Origin of the sequence: Streptomyces sp. NPDC001668 (assembly GCF_042893155.1) — a bacterium.
Lineage (GTDB): Bacteria > Actinomycetota > Actinomycetes > Streptomycetales > Streptomycetaceae > Streptomyces.
Map to the genome: position 1 here is coordinate 1 of NZ_JBIAUQ010000022.1, position 20594 is coordinate 20594.

21 protein-coding genes, 1 tRNA gene and 1 pseudogene are annotated in these 20594 nt (G+C 71.1%); 12 read left to right on the forward strand and 11 right to left on the reverse strand.

The features are described 5' to 3' along the window. Nucleotides 1–127: 127 nt before the first annotated feature. Complete coding sequence (locus ACFYZ8_RS41370; RefSeq protein WP_388532329.1) at nucleotides 128–829, reverse strand: endonuclease V; 702 nt, start codon at nucleotides 827–829, stop codon at nucleotides 128–130. Between the two features lie 41 nt (nucleotides 830–870). Between ACFYZ8_RS41370 and ACFYZ8_RS41375 the strand changes: the two genes are divergently transcribed. Continuing rightward, nucleotides 871–1167, forward strand: a complete 297-nt coding sequence (locus ACFYZ8_RS41375; RefSeq protein WP_388532327.1) for a YciI family protein — start codon at nucleotides 871–873, stop codon at nucleotides 1165–1167. 3 nt (nucleotides 1168–1170) lie between these two features. Here the strand turns inward: ACFYZ8_RS41375 and ACFYZ8_RS41380 are convergent, their stop codons facing one another. Both ACFYZ8_RS41380 and ACFYZ8_RS41385 read right to left on the reverse strand, forming a co-directional pair. Then, a complete protein-coding gene (locus tag ACFYZ8_RS41380) occupies nucleotides 1171–1500 on the reverse strand; it encodes a plasmid stabilization protein (RefSeq protein ID WP_388532325.1) in 330 nt (109 codons plus the stop codon). 50 nt (nucleotides 1501–1550) lie between these two features. Next, nucleotides 1551–2567 (reverse strand): WD40/YVTN/BNR-like repeat-containing protein, encoded by a 1017-nt coding sequence (locus ACFYZ8_RS41385; protein ID WP_388533720.1) that lies wholly within the window; start codon nucleotides 2565–2567, stop codon nucleotides 1551–1553. A 338-nt stretch (nucleotides 2568–2905) separates the two neighbouring features. On the opposite strand from ACFYZ8_RS41385, the gene ACFYZ8_RS41390 reads away from it, so the two are divergent. Then, complete coding sequence (locus ACFYZ8_RS41390) at nucleotides 2906–3322, forward strand: SsgA family sporulation/cell division regulator (RefSeq protein WP_359029855.1); 417 nt, start codon at nucleotides 2906–2908, stop codon at nucleotides 3320–3322. 136 nt (nucleotides 3323–3458) lie between these two features. Here the strand turns inward: ACFYZ8_RS41390 and ACFYZ8_RS41395 are convergent. Next, nucleotides 3459–3668 (reverse strand): annotated as a pseudogene (locus ACFYZ8_RS41395) (hypothetical protein); the annotation flags it as partial. Then, nucleotides 3665–4312, reverse strand: a complete 648-nt coding sequence (locus ACFYZ8_RS41400; protein ID WP_388532323.1) for a GPP34 family phosphoprotein — start codon at nucleotides 4310–4312, stop codon at nucleotides 3665–3667. The gene ACFYZ8_RS41400 and the pseudogene ACFYZ8_RS41395, both read right to left, overlap by 4 nt. A 286-nt stretch (nucleotides 4313–4598) precedes the next feature. On the opposite strand from ACFYZ8_RS41400, the gene ACFYZ8_RS41405 reads away from it, so the two are divergent. After that, nucleotides 4599–6221, forward strand: a complete 1623-nt coding sequence (locus ACFYZ8_RS41405) for an ABC-F family ATP-binding cassette domain-containing protein (RefSeq protein WP_388532321.1) — start codon at nucleotides 4599–4601, stop codon at nucleotides 6219–6221. On the opposite strand, the gene ACFYZ8_RS41410 is transcribed toward ACFYZ8_RS41405, so the two are convergent. Next, entirely contained in the window at nucleotides 6190–6612 is a 423-nt protein-coding gene (locus ACFYZ8_RS41410) for a MerR family transcriptional regulator (RefSeq protein ID WP_389050819.1), read from the reverse strand. The two genes, ACFYZ8_RS41405 and ACFYZ8_RS41410, sit on opposite strands and share 32 nt — an antisense overlap. Here ACFYZ8_RS41410 and ACFYZ8_RS41415 point away from each other — a divergent pair. From ACFYZ8_RS41415 to ACFYZ8_RS41435, 5 genes are all read left to right on the forward strand, one after another. Further along, on the forward strand, nucleotides 6535–6723 hold the full coding sequence (locus tag ACFYZ8_RS41415; protein WP_388532319.1) for a hypothetical protein: 189 nt from the start codon (nucleotides 6535–6537) through the stop codon (nucleotides 6721–6723). The two genes, ACFYZ8_RS41410 and ACFYZ8_RS41415, sit on opposite strands and share 78 nt — an antisense overlap. 134 nt (nucleotides 6724–6857) lie before the next feature. Continuing rightward, on the forward strand, nucleotides 6858–7094 hold the full coding sequence (locus ACFYZ8_RS41420; protein WP_388532317.1) for a DUF6194 family protein: 237 nt from the start codon (nucleotides 6858–6860) through the stop codon (nucleotides 7092–7094). A 129-nt stretch (nucleotides 7095–7223) separates the two neighbouring features. Then, nucleotides 7224–8000, forward strand: a complete 777-nt coding sequence (gene ddaH / locus ACFYZ8_RS41425; protein WP_359029852.1) for a dimethylargininase — start codon at nucleotides 7224–7226, stop codon at nucleotides 7998–8000. Between the two features lie 208 nt (nucleotides 8001–8208). Continuing rightward, nucleotides 8209–9186, forward strand: coding sequence for an acyl-ACP desaturase (locus ACFYZ8_RS41430; protein ID WP_359029851.1), 978 nt, complete (start codon nucleotides 8209–8211; stop codon nucleotides 9184–9186). 136 nt (nucleotides 9187–9322) lie between these two features. Continuing rightward, on the forward strand, nucleotides 9323–9463 hold the full coding sequence (locus tag ACFYZ8_RS41435; protein WP_388532315.1) for a hypothetical protein: 141 nt from the start codon (nucleotides 9323–9325) through the stop codon (nucleotides 9461–9463). A 151-nt stretch (nucleotides 9464–9614) separates the two neighbouring features. Here ACFYZ8_RS41435 and ACFYZ8_RS41440 read toward each other — a convergent pair. Together ACFYZ8_RS41440 and ACFYZ8_RS41445 are read right to left on the reverse strand one after the other, a co-directional pair. Continuing rightward, nucleotides 9615–9686: transfer RNA gene (locus tag ACFYZ8_RS41440), tRNA-Glu, on the reverse strand. A gap of 124 nt (nucleotides 9687–9810) precedes the next feature. Then, nucleotides 9811–10059, reverse strand: coding sequence for a WhiB family transcriptional regulator (locus ACFYZ8_RS41445; RefSeq protein WP_359030028.1), 249 nt, complete (start codon nucleotides 10057–10059; stop codon nucleotides 9811–9813). Between the two features lie 229 nt (nucleotides 10060–10288). Between ACFYZ8_RS41445 and ACFYZ8_RS41450 the strand changes: the two genes are divergently transcribed. Next, nucleotides 10289–11080 carry a VOC family protein gene (locus tag ACFYZ8_RS41450; protein WP_388532313.1) on the forward strand — a complete coding sequence of 264 codons (792 nt, stop codon included), beginning with the start codon at nucleotides 10289–10291 and terminating at the stop codon, nucleotides 11078–11080. Between the two features lie 16 nt (nucleotides 11081–11096). On the opposite strand, the gene ACFYZ8_RS41455 is transcribed toward ACFYZ8_RS41450, so the two are convergent. After that, entirely contained in the window at nucleotides 11097–12170 is a 1074-nt protein-coding gene (locus ACFYZ8_RS41455; protein ID WP_388532311.1) for a LacI family DNA-binding transcriptional regulator, read from the reverse strand. A gap of 181 nt (nucleotides 12171–12351) precedes the next feature. Then, nucleotides 12352–13332, reverse strand: coding sequence for a multicopper oxidase domain-containing protein (locus tag ACFYZ8_RS41460; RefSeq protein WP_388532309.1), 981 nt, complete (start codon nucleotides 13330–13332; stop codon nucleotides 12352–12354). 189 nt (nucleotides 13333–13521) lie between these two features. Here ACFYZ8_RS41460 and ACFYZ8_RS41465 point away from each other — a divergent pair, with 189 nt between their 5' ends. Together ACFYZ8_RS41465 and ACFYZ8_RS41470 are read left to right on the forward strand one after the other, a co-directional pair. After that, the gene (locus tag ACFYZ8_RS41465) at nucleotides 13522–16017 is read left to right on the forward strand and encodes a ThuA domain-containing protein (RefSeq protein WP_388532307.1); all 2496 of its coding nucleotides are present in this window, start codon (nucleotides 13522–13524) and stop codon (nucleotides 16015–16017) included. Then, nucleotides 16017–18203, forward strand: a complete 2187-nt coding sequence (locus tag ACFYZ8_RS41470) for an OmpL47-type beta-barrel domain-containing protein (RefSeq protein ID WP_388532305.1) — start codon at nucleotides 16017–16019, stop codon at nucleotides 18201–18203. Before ACFYZ8_RS41465 ends, ACFYZ8_RS41470 begins: the two co-directional genes overlap by 1 nt. On the opposite strand, the gene ligD is transcribed toward ACFYZ8_RS41470, so the two are convergent. Then, nucleotides 18190–19215, reverse strand: a complete 1026-nt coding sequence (gene ligD, locus ACFYZ8_RS41475; protein WP_359029844.1) for a non-homologous end-joining DNA ligase — start codon at nucleotides 19213–19215, stop codon at nucleotides 18190–18192. The genes ACFYZ8_RS41470 and ligD overlap by 14 nt on opposite strands. Nucleotides 19216–19289: 74 nt before the next feature. On the opposite strand from ligD, the gene ACFYZ8_RS41480 reads away from it, so the two are divergent. Further along, nucleotides 19290–20351 carry an ATP-dependent DNA ligase gene (locus ACFYZ8_RS41480; protein ID WP_359029843.1) on the forward strand — a complete coding sequence of 354 codons (1062 nt, stop codon included), beginning with the start codon at nucleotides 19290–19292 and terminating at the stop codon, nucleotides 20349–20351. The last annotated feature ends 243 nt before the right edge of the window (nucleotides 20352–20594 follow it).

Genomic DNA, 20594 nt, shown 5'->3' on the forward strand with positions numbered 1-20594 from the left:
GGCGGCCAGGTGGTCGGCGTTCATGTCGACGCCGATCACCCCGTGCGCGAGGGCGGCCTGCAGCGGGACGGTTCGGGAGGCCGGGATCTGCCAGGACGCGGTCAAAGCCCAAGCAGTTCCCAACCCCTCAGTCCCCGGGTCGGGTGGTCGCCTCGCGCAGCGCCCGCCGACACAGCGCGTCCGCCCTGCGGGTCGTCTCCGGGAGCCGGTACTTCGGCGTGAGCGCGAGGGTGTGGGCGCAGGCGTTGTCGAGGCTCACGCGATGGCCGACCGAGACGAAGACCGGTTTCACCGCCTCGCGCGTGCGCAGGGCCCGGCCGACCTCCTCCGGGCCCGAGAGCAGCGGCGTCCACTCGCCGCGCCGGGCGCCGGGATCGTCGTAGGTGAAGGTGAACGGGTTCTTGGCGACCCCGATCGTCGGCAGGCCGGTGAGGACGCCGAGGTGGCTGGCGAGGCCGAAGCGGCGGGGGTGGGCGAGGCCGTAGCCGTCGCAGACGACCAGGCCGGGCGGGCACGGCAGGGCGTCGAGGGCGGCGAGGACGGTGGGGATCTCGCGGAAGGCGAGGAGGCCGGGGACGTACGGGAAGGAGATCCGGCCCACCGCGGTCGCCTCCGCCACGACCCGCAGGGTCGCCGCGTCCAGGACCACGGCCGCCGCCGCGACCACGTCCCGTTCGTCGTCGTAGGCGACGTCGACCCCGGTGACATGGCCGGTGCCGGGCGGCGGCCCGGGCTCGTCGAGGATGACCCGGGTCCTCAAATCGCCCTGGACCGCGCGAGCCTGCTCCTCGGTCGCGGGCCAGCCCGCGGGAATGTCCACTGTCGTCATGGTGGGACGAGGGTACGGCGGAGCGGCGTAGGCTCGCGATCATGTTCGTACTGGAGCTGACCTACACCGCCCCGCTCGCTGCCGTGGACGCCGTGCTGCCGGCGCATGTCGCCTGGCTGGACGAGCAGTACGAGCGCGGCGTCTTCCTGGCCTCCGGGCGCAAGGCCCCCCGCGACGGCGGGGTCATCATCGCCGTCGCGGGGGACCGCGCGCGGATCGAGGAGATCGCCGCGGGCGACCCGTTCGTCACGGCCGGGGTGTGCGCGTACCGCGTCACCGAGTTCGCCGCGACGAAGACGGCCCCCGCGCTGGAGGCGTACCGGGAGACCGTCGGCTGAGGGTCAGCTCTTGTTGCCGAGGGCGCGCTGGAGCTGGCCCTTGTTCATGTCCGAACGGCCCTTGACGCCCTTGCGCTTGGCCTCCTCGTAGAGCTGGTCGTAGGTCGGGCCCTGGGAGCCCTTGCCGGACCGCTGGCCGCCCCGCTTGCCCGAGGACATGTCCTTGGTCGACGTACGGCTGGCGGTCTTGGACTCGCCGGAGCGGGCGCGTTCCTTGTTGACGGTCCGCGCCGCGATCTCCTTGGCCCGTCCGGTGCTCTCGCCCCGGTCCTGGGCGCTCTCCTTGATGTGCTCGTACTGGCGTTCACGCTTCGAGTTCGAACCGGCTGGCATGGGGGATCACTCCTTTCGCCGTCGGCGACCGGGTACCCACATTCCGCCACTCAGTTCTCCAGACGGGCCACCCGTCCCTTCTCCCCTGCCGCCCAGCAGCCGCCGTCGGCCGTGCAGTCCACGGTGTCGTAGGAGCCGGTGTCCACGGTCCGCCAGGTCCGGCCGCCGTCCCGGGTGAGGTCGGTGCCGGTGGGGCCGACCGCGAGGGCGGCGCTGCGGGTGTGCGGGAGCCAGGCCGCCCCGGAGCGGTAGCCGCTGACCGGGACCGCTGCGGGCCGCCAGGACGCGCCCCCGTCTCCGGTGCGTGCGGCGGCCTGGGGGGAGCTCTGGTCGGGGCGGTAGTCGCCGCCGACCGCGAGCCCGTGCGCGCGGTCGCGGAAGGCGAGTGCGAAGACGCCCTTGGCCGGGTCGCCCGCCGGGATCGGCGTGTCGGAGGCCGTCCAGGTCAGGCCCCGGTCGGCGGAGTGCAGTACACGCGCGCGTGCGGCGCCGCCGGTGGCCAGCCAGACATCGCGCGGGCCCGAGCTGACCAGGCACTGCCCGCTCGCCGCGAAGCCCGCCTCGCCGTCGAGCGCGGCCGGCATGTCCTTGTTCGGCAGCACCTTCCAGGAGCGGCCGCCGTCGGAGGTGGACAGGATGCGGAACTTGCCGTCCACCGGGTCGCTCATGGCGAGGCCGTGGCGGCGGTCGAAGAAGGTGAGGCAGTCGTAGAAGGCCTTGGCGTCGGTGTTGCGGAAGGACTCCGTCCAGGTCGCGCCGCCGTCCTCGGTCCGGTACACGCGGGACGCCTCGCCTTCCCCGATGGCCAGCACCACCGCCCGGCGCGCGTCGAACGCCTCGATGTCCCGGAACTGAAGATCGGCGGCACCGGGCGGCGAGACGTTTCGCCAGCTCGTCCCGCCGTCCGTGGTCCGCAGCACGGTGCCCTGGGTGCCGGCCAGCCAGGCGGTGTCCCGGCTGATGGCCGAAAGTCCCCGGAACCGCACCTCGGGAGTGCCGCTGTCCTTGAGCTCCCAGTGCGGAGTGCGTCCGTCCGGATCGTGTGCCTCGGCCGGTACGGCGGTCATGGCGGCCAGCGCCGCCGCACAGGCCGCTCCCGCGGCGACGGTCCGGATCGTCAGGCCCGTCCGTCTCTTGTCTCGCGTGTTCCCCAAGCGCCTCATGGCGGGCGAAGCTAGTCCACGCCGCCGGGTCGGGTCCAGATGCCCTCGGCCGCCCCCCGACCGGTGCGCGGGGTGTCACAAGTGCCACCCGGGGCACGGGAGAAGGACTGGATCACACCGGTGCATGAAGACGGTGACAGAGGTCACTCGACTCTCGTGTACACGGATTGGCTCATTCCGACGTCTCTTCCAGTGCCCGTCCCACCCGGAAGCCCGACCAGCCGTCACAAGGGAGCAAGGCGTTGTCCACCGTCATCGAGCAGCCCGTCGAGGCCCGTCTCGTCGCCGCGGCACCGCGGATGCCGAGTATTCCCGCCACCCTGCACTACGACCGTTGTGATCCGTTCGCCGTCCGCATGACCTTCCCCGCCCCGGCCACCCTGGAGGGCGTCGAGGTCTGCTGGACCTTCAGCCGCGACCTGCTCACCACCGGCCTTCACGAGCCCGAGGGGCACGGTGACGTCCGGGTGCGGCCGTACGGCTACGACCGCACCGTTCTCGAGTTCCACGCCCCCGAGGGCACCGCCGTCGTGCATGTGCGCACGGGTGAGCTGCGCCGGTTCCTGGAGGCGACGAACGACCTCGTGCCGGCCGGTCTCGAGCACCTCCAGCTCGACCTCGACCACGACCTGGCCGAACTGATGCGCGACGCCTACTGACGGGAGCCGGTGAACAGCGCGTCGGGCCCGCCGTGGTCGAACCGTCGGCCGGCGCGTCGTGCGTCCCCGCGTCCAGCAGCTCCCGCGCGACGCGGCGGACCAGGGTGGGCGCGGCGGCCCGGGCGATGCCCGAACCGACGCTGACGCGAGCCACTTCCAGTGCTGCGGCCGGCTCGGCGACGGACGGGTCGCCGGGTCCGGCCATGACGTGCAACGGAGCGTCGATCGTGTCGGCGAGGAGCTTGGCGGTCCCCGGTTCGACGGCCCCGGGGACGAAGATCCCGTCGGCGCCCCTCTCCAGGGTGAGGGAGTGTGTTTTCGATGTGCACTCCGACGCCTGCGTCAGGCGCCCGCCGCGACCGAGGCCGCCGCCCCTCGCATCCCGTGGACGAGCTCCCGCAACACCGGTGCCACCTGACCGCTGCGCTCGACGAGCTCCTCGACGCGCGGTTCGGGATGTTCCGCGCGGGGCAGCAGGGTGCGCAGGCCGATCGCCGCGGCGAGCGCGAGAAGGGCCGCGTCCCGCTCGGAGACGTCCCCGGCGGGCACCGGTCCCCGCAGGACCTGCCGGGCCTCCTCCTGGAGCGCCGCCACGGCGGCCGGGCGGGCCAGGTCGTACTCCACCGTGGGGAACAGCCCGAGGGCCCGCCGCTTGCGGGCACGCAGGTGTCCGCCCGCGGTGAGCTGCTCCCGTACGGCGTCCAGGGTGACCCGGGTGTGGGGCGTCACCCAGCCGCGCCACCGGTGCGGCCGGGACTCGCGGACCAGCTCGAGGAGCCCGTCCAGGACGGGGTCCCCGGTCTCCGCGTCCATGTCGACCGGCGTGGCGATGCCGTCCTCGTCCAGGAGCAGACCGCGCCGGGCCAGCTCGGTGAGGGCACCGGCCCGGACCAGCTGCGGGACCTGGGCGGCACCGGTGATCTCGGACTTCGAGGTGTCCCAGGCCAGCAGGTACAGGTGGGCCGGCAGGGAGAGCGGGCCGTCGGGCACGGGGCCTCCTAAGGCGCGTTTTAACTCGTTGACAGCCCTGCGGCCGCCTCGTACGGTGTAGAACGCTTCTGTTGCCGTCGATCGGAGTAGGACGTTGCTCGTCTGAGGTCTTGAGACACCGTGTCACACACCTGAGGTGTGTGCGCCGCGTGCGACCTCGGCACACGAGCCGTCCCGACGAGCAGGGCCCTGCCCGTGCCCTCCGGTCTTCCTCTCGTCTCCCGTGGTCGCGGGTGTCTCGATACGCGTTTGCCCCTTCTCGCTTCGAGCAACCGCGGAGACTCGTATGTCTGCTTCCCTCACCTGCACCTCACTCGCCTTCTCCTGGCCCGACGGAACCCCCGTCTTCGAAGGCCTCGACATCGCCTTCGGCCCCGGCCGCACCGGTCTCGTCGGCGTCAACGGGTCGGGAAAGTCAACCCTGTTGAAGCTGATCGCCGGTGAACTCACCCCGGCCGACGGCACCGTGCGCGTCGCGGGCGAGGTCGGTTACCTCCCGCAGAACGTCACCCTCGACACCCGCCTGAAGGTCGACGAGGCGCTCGGCATCTCGGCGCAGCGCGCCGCCCTGCACGCCATCGAGGCGGGCGACGTGGCCGAGGAGCACTTCGAGACGGTCGGCGACGACTGGGACGTGGAGGAGCGTGCCCTGGTCACCCTCGGTGAACTCGGGCTCGGTCACGTCGGGTTGGACCGCGGGATCGGCGAGGTCTCGGGCGGCGAGTCGGTGCTGCTGCGCCTTGCCGCGCTGCTGCTGCGCCGCCCGGACGTCCTGCTCCTGGACGAGCCCACCAACAACCTCGACCTGTACGCCCGCAGGCGGCTGTACTCGGCCGTCGCGTCCTGGCCGGGGGTCATGGTCGTGGTCAGCCACGACCGCGAACTCCTCGACCTGGTCGACCAGATCGCCGACCTGCGCTCCGGGGAGGTCACCTGGTACGGCGGCAACTTCTCCGCCTACGAGGAGGCCCTCGCCGTGGAACAGGAGGCGGCGGAGCGGATGGTGCGGGTCGCCGAGTCGGACTTCCGCAAGCAGAAGCGCGAACTGGCTGACGCTCAGGTCAAGTTGGCCCGTCGCAAGCGGTACGGGCAGAAGATGTCCGAGCAGAAGCGGGAGCCGAAGATCGTCATGGGGGCGCGCAAGCGGTCGGCCCAGGAGTCCGCGGGCAAGCACCGCATCATGCACGAGGAGAAGCTCGCCGAGGCCAGGGACCGGCTCGACGAGGCGGTGGAGGCCGTACGGGACGACGACGAGATCCGCGTCGACCTGCCGCACACGGCCGTACCCGCGGGCCGTACGGTCCTGACCCTCATGGACCTCCGACTCGCCTACGGCGCACGGGTGGAGGGCGGCTTCGACCTGCGGGGCCCCGAGCGGGTCGCGCTGATCGGGCGCAACGGCGCGGGCAAGACGACGCTGCTGCGGACGGTCGCCGGGGAACTGGAGCCGGTGTCGGGCGAGGCGACGGCCCATGTGCCGCTCCGCTTCCTGCCCCAGCGGCTCGACGTCCTCGACGACGGGCTGTCGGTCGCCGAGAACGTGGCCCGGTTCGCTCCGGGCGCCACCAACAACCGGGTGCGGGCCCGTCTCGCCCGCTTCCTGTTCCGGGGCGCCAGGGCCGACCAGCAGGCATCCACGCTGTCCGGCGGCGAACGCTTCCGGGCGGCGCTGGCCGCGCTGATGCTGGCGGAGCCCGCGCCCCAGCTGCTCATGCTCGACGAGCCGACGAACAACCTCGACATGGCGAGCGTGCGGCAGCTGACCTCGGCCCTGGAGTCGTACGAGGGCGCGCTGGTCGTGGCCAGTCACGACCTGCCGTTCCTGGAGTCGATCGGCATCACGCGCTGGCTGATGCTGGACGGGGAACTGCGGGAGGTCACTCCGGACGCACTGGAGTTTCCCGCGTAGCGTCCACGACGGCCGCCAGATCGGTTCCCGCCCGGAGCAGCGCCACGCTCCGGGCGGCGAGCCGGTCGAGCCGGTCGCGCAGGATGCGCCGGGCGTCCGCCGGCCCGACGAGGCCGTCCAGGGATGCCATGACCTCGCGCACGGCCGGGACGCCGTACCCGCCGGCGCGCAGGGCGACGACGACGCGCGCCGCCCTGATCGCCGCGGGGCCGTAGCGGCGTGCGCGCAGGGTGGTCACCCGTTCCGGGCGGACCAGCCCTTCCTCCTCCCAGAACCGCAGGGTCGAGGACCGTACGCCGAGCGCCTGCGCGAGGTGGGTGATGGTCGTGAAGTCGTCGTCCTGAGCGTCCTCTTCGGCCCGGATGCCTTCCAGCGCCCGCTGGGCGCGCAGTACCTCCGCGCGTTCGCCCGCGAGCCGGGCGTGGACCTCGTCGAGCGCCGCGGCCGCCTCCGTGACCGTCGCCGTCCGCAGCTCGGCGAGAAGCCGCCGGGCCCCCGATAGGTGTGCAGGAGCGGTAGCCGTTGTCCGCGCGTACCGCGGGCGGGATCACTCCCAGCCGCTCCAGGTCGATATGGAGCAGATCATCGCGACCGTGCGGGGCTTCGAGGGTGCGCTCGTGGTCGTCCCGGAACCGGGTGGGGACTTTCCCCTGGCGGGTCAACGTCCAGGTCTGCCGTGCGGCGCTCCCCGAACTCCTCGGACAGCGGCACGACCCCGCGGCGGCCGACGTGCTGCTGCCGCACCCGGTCTACGGCACCCTCGGCTGGATCTGCGTCGTGAACCCCGGAGAGAGGACCTCCGGGACCGTCGTACGGCTGCTGCGTGCGGCCCACGAGGCGGCACGCGCGCGTGCGGCGCGGCGGCGTGCGTGAGCCCTGGAGCGTCTCAGGAGGGCCACAGCCTGACGGCGGGGGTTTTGTCGACACGGACCGGCGCTGCATGATGGCTGACCGGCCCCCGTCACGGGCGCCGCCCCTGTCCCGCCGATACGGAGTTCCCTCGTGCCCAGCAAGAAGGCCCTCGTCCGCCGCCCCGGTCCGCGCCTCGCCGAAGGTCTGGTGACGCACGTCGAGCGGGAGAAGGTCGACGTCGACCTCGCGCTCGAACAGTGGGAGGCGTACGTCGAGGCCCTGCGCGCGCACGGCTGGGAGACCGTCGAGGTGGACCCCGAGGACGACTGCCCGGACTCGGTGTTCGTCGAGGACACCGTCGTCATGTACAAGAACGTCGCCCTGATCGCCCGCCCCGGCGCCGAGTCCCGGCGTGAGGAGACCATCGGCGTCGAGGAGGCCGTGGCGCGCCTGGGCTGCTCGGTGAACTGGATCTGGGAGCCGGGCACCCTGGACGGCGGCGATGTGCTGAAGATCGGTGACACGATCTACGTCGGCCGGGGCGGGCGGACCAACGCGGCCGGCGTCCAGCAGCTGCGGGCCGCCTTCGAACCGCTGGGGGCCAAGGTGGTCGCCGTACCGGTGAGCAAGGTGCTGCACCTGAAGTCGGCGGTGACCGCGCTGCCCGACGGGACCGTCATCGGGCACATCCCCAAGGTGGACCGGCCCGCGCTGTTCCCGCGCTTCCTGTCCGTGCCCGAGGAGGCCGGCGCCCATGTCGTCCTGCTCGGCGGCCCCAAGCTGCTGATGGCCGCGAGCGCGCCCAAGACCGCGGAGCTGCTCACCGACCTCGGATTCGAACCGGTGGTGGTGGACATCAGCGAGTTCGAGAAGCTCGAAGGCTGTGTGACTTGCCTCTCAGTGCGATTGCGGGAGCTGTACGCCTGATCGGGCGTGCGGCGCCATCCCCACGGCCTCGGACCTGCGGTTCCCGAGGCCGCTTGTCATGCCCGGGGAACACCGCTGATCAGGGCTCTTTACGGCACTCTTAACCTACGGTCTCGTAACCTACGGTTTCGTAGCCTACGATTCCGTAGGTTCCCGGCGCCGCTCGCCGACCCCTCTGACACGTTCGTCGCGTCCCCCTGGAGTACCTATGACGATCACCTCCCCTCACCTCGGCAGCCCGTCCTCCTCCTGGACCGACGCTCGACTGCTGTACGCGTTGGAGGAAGTGGTCGAGCAGGAGCTCAACCGGCATCTGAAGGTCACCAAGGACTGGATGCCGCACGAGTACGTGCCGTGGAGCGACGGCCGCAACTTCCCCGGGTTCTTCGAGGACGGCGAGGCCTGGGAGAAGGGGCAGTCCAAGGTCACCGAGATCGGCCGGATCGCCCTGGTCGTGAACCTCCTCACCGAGGACAACCTCCCCAGCTACCACCACGAGATCGCCTCGCTCTTCGGCCGCGACGGCGCCTGGGGCACCTGGGTGCACCGCTGGACCGCCGAAGAGGGCCGCCACGGTATCGTGATGCGCGACTACCTGCTCGCCTCGCGCGCGGTGGACCCGGACCAGCTGGAGCGGTTCCGGATGGCCCACATGAGCGAGGGCTTCGAGTCGGACAACCGCCACTCGATGCTGCACTCGGTGGCCTACGTCTCCTTCCAGGAGCTCGCGACCCGCGTCTCGCACCGCAACACCGGCCACCAGTCCGGCGATCCGGTCTGCGACCGCATGCTGGCGCGTATCGCCACCGACGAGAACCTGCACATGGTCTTCTACCGGAACCTGCTCAAGGCGGCCTTCGAGCTCGCGCCCGACCTGACGATGATGGCGGTGCGCGACGTCGTCGTGAACTTCCGGATGCCAGGCCACGGCATGCCCGGCTTCGAGCGGGCCGCCGCGCAGATGGCGATCGGCGAGATCTACAACATGCGCATCCACCACGACGACGTGCTCCAGCCCGTGCTGCGCTTCCTGAAGGTCATGGAGATCGACGGCCTCGGCCCCGAAGGCCAGAAGGCGCAGGACGAACTCGGTCTGTACATGGGCGGCCTAGACGCGGAGGCCCTGAAGTTCGACGAGAAGCTGGCCGCGCGCAAGGCGCGGATGGCGGCCCGCGCGGGGGCCTGACCCCGATCCGAACGCGCTGTCGTGGGGCTCGGGTGCCGACACGGGCGCCTGGCCCCGGGAAGGCGCCGGCCGCCGTACGCCGTGATCCGCCGAATATCCGGTGCGGGCCGTCCGCCGCCTGCGTCATCGTGCCCCCATGCGTGACAGCGACACGGACCAGCGGGCCGTCGGCTTCCTGCTGGGCCTGATCGACGCCGCGCCGCCGGACGGATCCGGCGGCGGATCGGCGCGCCGCCACCGGGCGCGAACCGACGCAGGGCCGCGCAGGTCGTCCTGAAGCTGACCCCGGTCCCCGCCTCCGTGCTGGTGTGAATCCTGGAGGAGGACGACCCCGAGCTCAACGCGGTCGTGTACGGGCACGGTTCGGCCGCCGTTCCCTTCATGCCACGAAGGTGCGCCTGCCGCTGCGCCGCCGACCCCCGTGTCATGGGCCCCGGCCGGATTCGAACCGGCGTATCCGCGCTGAGGAGGCGGCGAGTCCGCCTCTGCTCCACAGGGCCCGCGTACGCAGCCCGGGGACCGGATTCGAACTGGTGTGTCCCGGCTGTGCAGGGTGGCGCGCCTGCCTCTGCGCTACGCCCGGGATGCGCTCCGGGATCCTCACCGCACTACCGGGTCGTCGGCTCATCGGTTTTCGAGCCGCCTGATCGCCAGCCGTTCCTTCTCGGAGAGGCCGCCCCAGACGCCGAAGCGTTCGTCGTTGGCCAGGGCGTACTCGAGGCAGGCCGGGCGCATCTCGCACATGGCGCAGATGCGCTTCGCCTCTCGTACCGAGCTGCCCGGCTCGGGAAAGAAGAAGTCCGCCCCGGTCTGCGCGCACAACGCCTGCGCCTGCCAGGCGGGGCCGGTCGGGGTGATGGTGTCGATGTGCATGGCCGAGATCGTGCCGGGCACCGAAAAACGTTCGATCAACGCGGGATCAACGGCGCCGTTCAGGGCCCCCGGCCGCCTTGATGGTCCCTGCACCGGTACGGCGGTGCACGGCGGCGCGCGGAAGCGGTTCATCCGATGCGAGACGGGCTTCGCGTCCCGGCAGCGATTGTCAGTGGACGGTGCAAGACTCGGCAGTGCAGGCAACGGGACCCCTCAGAGGAGGGCAGAGATGCTCACGACCCGTTATGTCACCGGCGCTCCGAACTGGCTCGACCTCGGCACCCCCGACATCGACGGCGCCACCACCTTCTACGGCGGCCTGTTCGGCTGGGAGTTCCAGCCGGGCCCGCCCGAAGCCGGCGGTTACGGCTTCTTCCAGCTCGCCGGCAGGACCGCCGCGGGCGGCATGCAGATCACTCCGGAGCAGGGTCCGCCGTCCTGGACCGTGTACTTCCAGACCCCGGACGCGGACGCCACCGCGAAGGCGGCCGAGCAGGCGCACGGCGCGGTGCTGATGCAGCCCATGGACGTGATGGACCAGGGCCGCATGGCGATCCTCGCCGACAAGGCGGGCGTGTCCTTCGGTATCTGGCAGCCCGGGCGGAACAAGGGCCTCGACGTCACCCAGGAGCCGGGTTCGCTGTGCTGGGTCGAGCTGCACACGGCCGACCTGCCGATGGCCGCCTACTTCTACCGCGCGGCGCTCGGCCTGGAGACCTACGGTGTCGACTTCCCCGGCGGCACGTACACGACGGTGCTGCCGGACGGGCAGGGTGAGGACGCCATGTTCGGGGGCATCGTCCCGTTCGCGGACGATCCGCTGGAGGCGGGGGCCGGGGCGTACTGGCTGCCGTACTTCGAGGTCACGGACACGGACGGGACGGTCGCGAGGGCACAGGAGCTGGGCGGCGCCGTCCGGCTGCCGGCCACGGACGTGCCGGGCGTCGGCCGGGTCGCCAAGCTGGCCGACCCTTACGGTGCGCGCTTCGCGGTGATCAAGAGCGAGCCGCAGCAGACATGACGGGGGCGGGGGCCGTTCACGCCGAGGCGCGCCGCACCAGCGTGGTGGGGAGCACGACACCGGCCGGTACGGCTCCCGCGCCACGGGCGGGTACGGCTCCCGCGCCACGGGCGGGTACGGCTCCCGCGCCCGTGGGCTCGGGGCCGGCCAGTAGCAGGCGGGCCATCAACCGGCCCATCTCCTCGATGTCCTGACGGACCGTCGTCAGCGGCGGGTCGGTCTGCTCGGCGACCGGCAGCATGTCGTCGAAGCCGATCACCGCCACGTCCTCGGGCACCCGGCGCCCTCGCTCGCGCAGCACGCGCAGGGCGCCGGAGGCGGTGAGGTCGTTGGCGGCGAACACCGCGTCGACGTCCGGGCACCGGTCGAGGAGTTCCCGCATCGCCCGCTCCCCGCCGGCCGGGGTGAAGTCGCCCCGCACGACGAGCTTCGGGTCGGCCTCACCCATGACGTCCCGGTAGCCGTCGAGACGGTCCGCCGCGGAGGTCTGGTCGAGGGGGCCGGTGATGTGGGCGACGCGGGTGCGCCCGAGCCCGACGAGATGCCGTACGGCCTCGCGGGCACCGCCGCGGTTGTCGCTGTCGACGTACACGACGTCCGTCGTCCCGTCGCTCCAGCCGGGCCGCCCGCCGAACACCGTGGGCAGACCGGCCCGTTGGATCAGCCCGGGCAGCGGGTCGTCGAGGTGGAGGGAGAACACGAGCGCGCCGTCGACGTGGCCTCCGGCGAGGTAGCGTCCGACGCGGGCGTGGTCGTCGCGGCCCTCGGTGAGCAGCAGCACGAGCTGGTTGTCGTGGGCGGTCAACTCCTTGCTGATTCCCCGGAGTTGCAACGCGAAGAACGGGTCGGCGAAGACCCGGGTCTCCGGCTCGGCCACGACCACCGCGACGGCGTCGTGGCGCCGGGTGACGAGGCTGCGGGCGGCCTGGTTGGGCACGTAACCGAGTTCCTCGACGGCCTTGCGCACCCGCTCGACCAGCGGTTCCCTGACCCCGTCCCCGCCGTTCACCACCCGGGACACGGTCGCACGCGATACCCCGGCCCGGGCCGCCACGGCCTCCAGTGTGGGGCGCGGCGCTGTGTCGGTCACTTCGGGGCTCCTCGTCGGCGGGGTGCGGATCAGGATAGCCCCGGACGAGACCTCGATGAGAGCGCTCTCGCGGCACGGCACGGCGGAGGTGTACGGGCGCGGCGTCCGGTGAACCGGCTCAGGCCGGTGTAGCGGGGAAGGGGGGGGTCCGTGCGCGCCCGTGTCACGTCGCCATGATCCGTCAGTGGTGGTGCTCGGCCCGCTGTCCGGTGTGCTCGTGCGGCTCGTACCCCGGGATCGTCCCGTCCGTCTTCTTCACGAGGAACAGCCCCACCATCCCCATGTCGGAGTGGCTCTGGACATGGCAGTGGTACATCCAGGCGCCCGCGCCGACCCCCTCCCCCGCGATCACCTGGAATCCGAAGGAGTCCGCCGGGCCGACGATCTTGTTGTCGATGACCTGGCTCGGGTCGTCGGGGCCGGTGAGCATGCCGGTGCGGTTGTCCGCCCAGCGGTGACCGTGCAGGTGGAAGGTGTGGTAGTACTCGCCGTGCGTGATCATCACGAACTCGACCCGATCGCCCACCGTGGCCTCGAAGTCGGGCCCCGAGTGCGCGGGCTTGTTGTTGATGAGCATGTCGTTGAAGACGATCGTGTGCGTCGCGACGGGCAGCACATCGCCCTTGCGGCGGACGATCACCGGTCCGTAGAGGCCCTTGCGGATGCCGCCGGTGCCGTGTTCCGTGCCGACCACGTGGTCGTGGTAGTGCCAGTAGCCCGCGCTGCCCGGCCGCCAGGTGCCGTCGCTGCGGCGGCCCGGGAGATGGGTGCGCCAGGTGTAGGTGCGGGTGCCGCCCGGCTCGACGTCGCTGTGGTTCAACCGCGTGCCGTCGCTGGAGATCTCGTAGTCCGGGCCGTGGACGTGCAGGCTCGCCCGGACGTCCATGGTGTTCTCGAACTCGATGTGCAGGGTGTCGCCCTCGTTGAGCTCGATGAGCGGACCGGGGATCGTCGCCTTGCCCTTCTCCAGGCCATAACCCATCTGCCCGTCGGCGAGCCTCTCGGCGTACAGCTTGATGCGCTTGACCTCGCCGCCACCCGGGGCGACCTGCGCCGGACCCGAGACGCTCCGGGCCTCCGGGGCCATCGACAACGATGTCGCGACGGCCGCGCCGCCGAGCAGCACCCGCCGGTTGAAGCCACGTCTGTCCAGTGCGCTCATGCGGAACTCCCCACCCTGATACGGATATTGCGGAGGCGGACCTGTGATGAACCTGTGAGACGGTACCGGCCGCCGAGCCGTTTATCCACACTCAGGACAAAGTTCGTGCGATCCCGGTCATAGGTATTGGCGAGTGACACAAAGGGGTCTAGCTTCCATGGCGCTGTTGCTGTGACCGAGGAGGTGCCCATGCACTTACGAGGGTTGAGCGCGAGAAGCGGAGGAAGCGCGAGGAGACGGGTCTGGACGGCCACCGTGACCGCGGGGGTCGTCACCGCCGGGCTGATGTCCGGACCCGCGGCGGAGGCGCTGTCGGCGCCCGACCCGTCCGCGACAACGATGTCCGTGAAGTCGCCACCGGGTGGCGGGGATGTACGGGTGCTGGTCTTCTACGGGTCCGCGGCGGCCGGGGACGAGTCGCCGGTCGTCAACGCCGGGATCGCGGCGATCGAGCGGATCGGGCTGTCCGGTCCGGTGAACCAGCGGTTCGAGACCGAGGCCACGGACGACGCAAGGGTCTTCACCGACGAGAAGGCACTGGGGAGTTACAACGCGATCGTCTTCCTGGCCGGGGGCGGTGACGTCCTCGACCCCGACCAGGAGGCCGGCCTGGAGGCCTACATGGAGGCGGGCGGCGGTTTCGTCGGCATCCATGACGCGGCCCGCGCCGAGCCGTACTCCGACTGGTTCACGGGCCTTGTGGGCGCCCGTCCGGCCGCCTCCAGCCCGACTGCCGTGCAGCGCGCCACCGTTGAGGTGGGCGACCGCCAGCACCCGGCGACCAAGAACCTGCCGGTGCAGTGGAAGCGCCCCGACCAGTGGTTCAACTGGACGAAGAACCCGTCCGGCGACGTGCACACCGTGGCCCGGGTGCGCGAGTCGACCTACCAGCCGGGGTCGAGCGCCAACGGGTGGGACCACCCGGTGAGTTGGTGCCGGGACTACGACGGCGGCCGGTCCTTCTACACGGGTATGGGCGGCACGGTCTCCTCGTACGACGAGACCGACTTCCGGGCCCATCTGCGCGGCGCGCTGCTGTGGACCAGCAGGCTCGTCCAGGCCGACTGCAAGGCGACGATCAACGGCAACTACAAGGCGGAGCGCCTCACCCAGCCCAATCAGCCGGGGCAGAACGACCAGATCGGCGAACCGCACGGGCTGGTCACCGCCCCCGACGGCCGGGTCCTGTACATCGGCCGGGGTGGCGCCGACTCCTCCCGGCCGGTGATCACCGACTGGAACAACCCGGACGTCGGCAAGGGCAAGGGGCAGGTCCACGTCTACGACCCGGCCACCAAGAAGGTCACCCTGGCGGGCGAGTTGACCGTCTTCGGCAACAAGGGCGGCGGCGACGAGCTGGTGAAGGTCGAGGAGGGGCTGCTCGGGATCGAGCTGGACCCGCGCTTCGAGCAGAACGGCTGGGTGTATCTGCACTACACCCCGCACTCCGGGCTCAACCGGGACACCAGGATGGCCGAACGGCGGGTCTCCCGCTTCACGCTCGACCTCGCCACGAACAAGCTCGACCTGAACAGCGAGAAGGCCCTGCTCAAGTGGCCGGTGCAGGTACACAGTTGCTGCCACGCGGGCGGCGGGATGTCCTGGGACTCGAAGGGCAACCTGTACATCGCGACGGGTGACAACAACTCCAGCGCTTTCAGCGGTGGTTACTCGGGCAACAACCCGCAGCCGAACTTCAAGGGCGTCTCCTTCGCGGACGCGCGCCGCACCGCCGGCAACACCAACAACCTCAACGGCAAGATCCTGCGCATCCACCCGGAGGCCGACGGGACGTACACCCTGCCCGAGGGGAACCTCTTCACGGGCAAGGAGACCGCCGAGGGCGGCGGCAAGACCCGCGGCGAGATCTATGTGATGGGCGTCAGGAACCCGGCCCGTATCTTCGTCGACAAGAAGACCGACATCCTCTACGCCGGATGGGTCGGACCGGACGCGAGCGCGCCCTCGACGACCTGGGGCCCGGCCAAGTACGACACCTTCGCCGTCATCACCAAGGCGGGCAACCGCGGCTGGCCGTACTGCATGGGCAACAAGCAGCCCTACCGGGACCGCAACCTGCCGAACCCCGACCAGCCGCTGGGCTGGTACGACTGCGACCACCCGAAGAACGAGTCGCCCAACAACGACGGCCTGGTCAACCTCCCGCCGGTCACCGGCAACAACATCTGGTACTCCCCGCAGGGCGGCGCCCCGGACTACCCGCGGGACGCGAACGGCATCCCCTCCTACAAGCAGGAGGACGCCACGTACCTGCTGCCGTGGCTCAAGGGAGGCGGCCAGGCCGCGATGAACGGGCCGGTGTACCGCTACGACACGGCGAGCGCGAGCACGACCAAGTGGCCGTCCTACTGGGACGGCAAGTGGTTCGTCGGCGACTTCTACGACGCCGACCAGCCGCGCAACGCGGTCCTCACCGACCCGAAGAACCACGGGGAGGGCGGGCTGCCCGTCCACTCCGAGTCGCTCAAGAAGATCGTGCCGATCGGCAACGACGGCATCAAGAACCTCATGGACTGGAAGTTCGGCCCGGACGGCGCGCTGTATGTCCTCGACTACGGACGCGGGTTCTTCACCTCGGACGCCAAGTCGGCGCTGTGGCGGGTCACTTACCAGGGCGGCGGCCCCACCCCGGCCGCCGACCGGCTGGTGCGGGGAGGACAGTGATGCGCAAACTGGCCGTCATGGTGGCCGTCCTGCTGATGGCACTGGGTCTCCAGTCCGCAGCCGAGGCCCGGCCCGAACAGACACAGGCAGCCGCCGCCCAGACCCTCACCTGGACCGCGGGCGACGACATCACCCAGTACAACTCCGCACCGGCGACCGCCGTCGCCGGAACGGCCACGATCGTCTTCGAGAACAGCAAGGCCACCGGCAACACCACCGGTATGCCGCACACGTTGACCTTCGTGACCAGCGACCCCGAGTTCAACGACGACGTCGAACTCAACATCCTCGCCAACCCCAACGACGACATGGGCGGCCGCCACACCGCCGAGGTCACGCTCACCCCGGGCCGCTACTTCTACCACTGCACGATCCCCGGCCACGGCCAGATGCAGGGCATCCTCGTGGTGACCGAGGGCAGCGGCCAGGACACCACCGCGCCCTCGGCGACGGCGCAGGTGTCCGGCACGCGGAACGCGCAGGGCCAGTACGTCGGTTCGGCGAGCGTGGCCATCACGGCGACCGACGAGGCCGGCGGCTCCGGCGTCGACCGGATCGAGTACGTGATCGGGGACACGGGCGCCTGGCAGCCGTACACCGCCCCGGTCGTCATCGACCAGGTCGGCGACCACAAGGTCCGCTACCGGGCCGTCGACAAGGCGGGCAACGTGTCCGCCGAGAAGAGCGCCGACTTCACGGTCGTCCCGCCGCCCTCCGACGACACCGTCCCGCCGGACACCTCGGCGGCGGTGAGCGGGCAGCGGAATCCCGACGGGACGTACCTCGACATGGCCACGGTCACCGTCTCGGCCTCCGACACCGGATCCGGGGTCAACACCATCGAGTACGCGGTGAACGACGGGAGTTGGCAGCCGTACACCATGCCGGTGATGGTGCACCAGGTCGGCTCCCACACCGTGCGCTACCGGGCGACCGACAAGGCGGGCAACGTGGCCGCCGAGAAGAGCGTCCGGTTCACCGTGGTCGCCGCTGCCCCGCAGGACACCACCCCGCCGGTGACCGGTGTGACCGTGGACGGCACGCGGAACTCCGACGGGGCGTACGTGGGGAACGCCAAGGTGACCGTGAGCGCCACGGACGAGGGCGGTTCGGGTGTCGCCGGTGTCGAGTACTCCATCGACGCCGGACCGTATCTCGCGTACACGGCTGCCGTGGTCGTCGACCGGGCGGGCACGCACACCCTGGCGTACCGGGCGACCGACAAGGCCGGAAACACCTCGGCCGCCCGCACGGTGACCTTCACGGTGGTCGCCGGTCAGGTCCCGGCGCCGAACTGCGCGGAACTGGACGAGCGGTTGACGGTGATCGTCGGCACGGTCGACTCCGGGGTGCCGAACCGGATCACCAACAGCCGGTGCCGTATCAACGAGTTGATCGAGGACGAGAAGGAGTGGACGTCCCACGCGCTGTTCCTCAAGCACGTGAAGACGGTTCTGGACAAGCTCTTCAGGGAGGGGGTCGTCGACGAGCGCGAGTACGATGCGATCGACGCGGCGGCGCGTGAGTCCGGGATCGGCAGGCCGGGTCAGACCGAGGGCTACCGCACGATCCTCGACGGGAGTGCGGCCTCCCTCGCCAAGTGGCAGCAGGTGGGCGGCGGTTCGTTCGCACCGAACGGCGACGGCTCGATCACCTCCGGCACCACGAGGGACGGCCTCGGCATGCTCTGGTTCCCGGAGCGCAAGTACGGCGACTTCTCGCTCAAGCTCCAGTGGCGGGACGACGCCCCGGGCGCCGGCAACGCCAACTCCGGTGTGTTCGTGCGGTTCCCGTGGGTCCACGACCACCCGGAGGAGTCCCGGCCCGAGTGGGTCGCCATCAAGTACGGCCACGAGGTGCAGGTGCTCGACCGGCCGGACGGCGACATGTACAAGACCGGGTCGGTCTACGGCTTCGACCGGGTGGGGCTCGCCGGCGCCGGCGTCACCCAGAAGGGCACGTGGAACGACTACGAGATCCGGGTGGTCGACCAGCACTACTCGGTCTACCGCAACGGCGTGCTGATCAACGAGTTCGACAACATCGGCGGCCAGGACTTCTACCCCGCCCGCTCGGACGACCCGGGCACGGACGGGCGGCGGTTCTCGTCCGGCTACATCGGACTCCAGGTGCACAGCACGACGGACGTGGTCTCGTACCGGGACATCCGGATCAAGGAGCTGTAGGGCCGGGCTTCTTGGCCTTGCTCGGCTGTACCCGCTTGGGCTCCCCCGGCATCTTCGGATACTCGGGCGGGTACGGCAGATCACCGAGCCCGTGGTCGTGCTCGTCTCGGCGGGCGAGCTCCAGCAGGGGCTCCAGCGAGAAGGCGTGATCGTCCATGTCCGCGTGCACGTCGCCGAGTTCGGCGAAGCGCGCGGGCATGGTCGCGATGTCGAAGTCCTGCGGGTGCGCCTCGCCCACCTCCTCCCAGCGCAGGGGCGCGGACACCGGGGCGTGCGGGCGGGGCCGTACCGAGTAGGCGGAGGCGATGGTGCGGTCGCGGGCCGTCTGGTTGTAGTCGATGAAGATGCGCTCGCCGCGCTCCTCCTTCCACCACTTGATGGTCACGTGGTCCGGCATCCGGCGTTCCATCTCGCGCCCGACCGCGATCGCGGCCCTGCGCACCTGGGTGAAGGTCCAGCGCGGTTCGATGGGCACGAAGACGTGCAGGCCGCGGCCGCCGGAGGTCTTGGGCCAGCCGCGCAGACCGCCGAACTCCTCCAGAACCGACCGAAGTTCGTGGGCGGCGCGCACGGCGTCGTCGTAGTCCGTGCCGGGCTGCGGGTCGAGGTCGATGCGCAGTTCGTCCGGGCGGTCGACGTCGTCGCGGCGGACCGGCCAGGGATGGAAGGTGAGCGTGCCGAACTGGGCGGCCCACAGGACGGCGGCCTCCTCGGTTGGGCACATCTCGTCGGCGCTGCGGCCGCTGGGGAAGGTGATGTGGGCGGTCGGGATCCAGTCGGGCATGTTCTTGGGTGCCCGCTTCTGGAAGAAGTTCTCGCCGGTCACCCCGTCCGGGTAGCGCTCCAGGGTGGTGGGGCGGTTGCGCAGGGCGCGCAGGATGCCGGGGGCGACGGCCTGGTAGTAGCGGGCGAGGTCCAGCTTGGTGAAGCCACGCTCCGGGAAGAAGATCTTGTCCGGGCTGGACAGCCGTACGGTCCGGCCGCCCGCCTCCAGTTCCACCGCGTCACCCATGCGGCCACGGTAGGCCCACCGCGCAAACCTCGCACATCAGGCGAAAAGTACCGGCGCCCAGCAGAATCGGGACCATGGATCTGCCGGTGATGCCCCCCGTGAAGCCCATGCTCGCCAAGTCGGTGGCGAAGATCCCGCCGGACATGCACTACGAGGCGAAGTGGGACGGCTTCCGGGCCATCGTGTTCCGCGACGGGGCCGAGGTCGAACTGGGCAGCCGTACCGGCAAGACGCTGACCAGGTACTTTCCCGAACTGGTGGAGGCGCTGCGGGAGCGGCTGCCCGAGCGCTGTGTGATGGACGGGGAGATCGTCATCGCCCGGGACGGACGGCTGGACTTCGACGCGCTGACCGAGCGGATCCATCCCGCGGCCTCCCGGGTGCGCACGCTGGCGGAGCGGACGCCGGCCTCCTTCGTGGCCTTCGATCTGCTGGCCCTCCAGGACGAATCCCTGCTGGACGTCCCCCTGGCCGAGCGCCGGAAGCTGCTCACGACGGCCCTGTCCGGGGTCACGGCCCCGGTGCACCTCGCGCCCGCCACGACCGACATCGGGGTGGCACAGCAGTGGTTCGAGGAGTACGAGGGGGCGGGCCTGGACGGGGTCATCGCCAAACCGCTCACCGGGCGCTACCTCCAGGACGAGCGCGCGATGTTCAAGATCAAGCATGAGCGCACGGCGGACGTGGTGGTCGCGGGCTACCGGCTGCACAAGAGTGGCCCGGTCGTGGGCTCCCTGCTGCTCGGCCTCCATGACGACCGGGGCACGCTCCAGCATGTCGGCGTGTCCGCGGCCTTCCCCATGAAGCGGCGCGCCGAGCTGATCGAGGAGCTGGAACCGCTGCGGATGGCGGACGTCTCCGGGCATCCGTGGGCGGCCTGGGCCGAGGAGGCCGCGCACGAGAGCGCCCGGCTGCCCGGGGCGCCGAGCCGCTGGTCGGGCAAGAAGGACCTGTCCTGGGTGCCGCTGAGGCCGGAGCGGGTGGCGGAGGTGGCGTACGACCACATGGAGAACGGCGCACGCTTCCGCCACACCGCCCGCTTCCGCCGCTGGCGCCCCGACCGGACCCCCGAGAGCTGCACCTACGCCCAGCTGGAGGAGCCGGTGCGTTACGACCTCGACGAGATCCTGGGCTGAACGGCGCGGTGGGGGCCGCTTCAGCGGGACCTGCGCGGTCGGGGCCGCACCGGTCGAGGCCAGGACCGCGACAGGCGGACCCGCGCACCCAGAACCGCACCAGCCGAGCCCGCGGCCAGGACCGCACCGGCAGGACCTGTCCGGCCCGGGCGCACGCGCCGCCCCCCGCCAAGCGAGAACGACGCCGGCCGAACGCGCCGCGGTCGCGACCACACCCAGCCGAGCACCCAGAACCGAAGCAGC

Coding starts and splice junctions, on each gene's coding strand:
- ACFYZ8_RS41370 (WP_388532329.1), bottom strand. CDS start 829: ATGACGACAGTGGACATTCCCGCGGGCTGGCCCGCGACCGAGGAGCAG.
- ACFYZ8_RS41375 (WP_388532327.1), top strand. CDS start 871: ATGTTCGTACTGGAGCTGACCTACACCGCCCCGCTCGCTGCCGTGGAC.
- ACFYZ8_RS41380 (WP_388532325.1), bottom strand. CDS start 1,500: ATGCCAGCCGGTTCGAACTCGAAGCGTGAACGCCAGTACGAGCACATC.
- ACFYZ8_RS41385 (WP_388533720.1), bottom strand. CDS start 2,567: ATGACCGCCGTACCGGCCGAGGCACACGATCCGGACGGACGCACTCCG.
- ACFYZ8_RS41405 (WP_388532321.1), top strand. CDS start 4,599: ATGTCTGCTTCCCTCACCTGCACCTCACTCGCCTTCTCCTGGCCCGAC.
- ACFYZ8_RS41430 (WP_359029851.1), top strand. CDS start 8,209: ATGACGATCACCTCCCCTCACCTCGGCAGCCCGTCCTCCTCCTGGACC.
- ACFYZ8_RS41435 (WP_388532315.1), top strand. CDS start 9,323: ATGCGTGACAGCGACACGGACCAGCGGGCCGTCGGCTTCCTGCTGGGC.
- ACFYZ8_RS41445 (WP_359030028.1), bottom strand. CDS start 10,059: ATGCACATCGACACCATCACCCCGACCGGCCCCGCCTGGCAGGCGCAG.
- ACFYZ8_RS41450 (WP_388532313.1), top strand. CDS start 10,289: ATGCTCACGACCCGTTATGTCACCGGCGCTCCGAACTGGCTCGACCTC.
- ACFYZ8_RS41460 (WP_388532309.1), bottom strand. CDS start 13,332: ATGAGCGCACTGGACAGACGTGGCTTCAACCGGCGGGTGCTGCTCGGC.
- ACFYZ8_RS41465 (WP_388532307.1), top strand. CDS start 13,522: ATGCACTTACGAGGGTTGAGCGCGAGAAGCGGAGGAAGCGCGAGGAGA.
- ACFYZ8_RS41470 (WP_388532305.1), top strand. CDS start 16,017: ATGCGCAAACTGGCCGTCATGGTGGCCGTCCTGCTGATGGCACTGGGT.
- ligD (WP_359029844.1), bottom strand. CDS start 19,215: ATGGGTGACGCGGTGGAACTGGAGGCGGGCGGCCGGACCGTACGGCTG.
- ACFYZ8_RS41480 (WP_359029843.1), top strand. CDS start 19,290: ATGGATCTGCCGGTGATGCCCCCCGTGAAGCCCATGCTCGCCAAGTCG.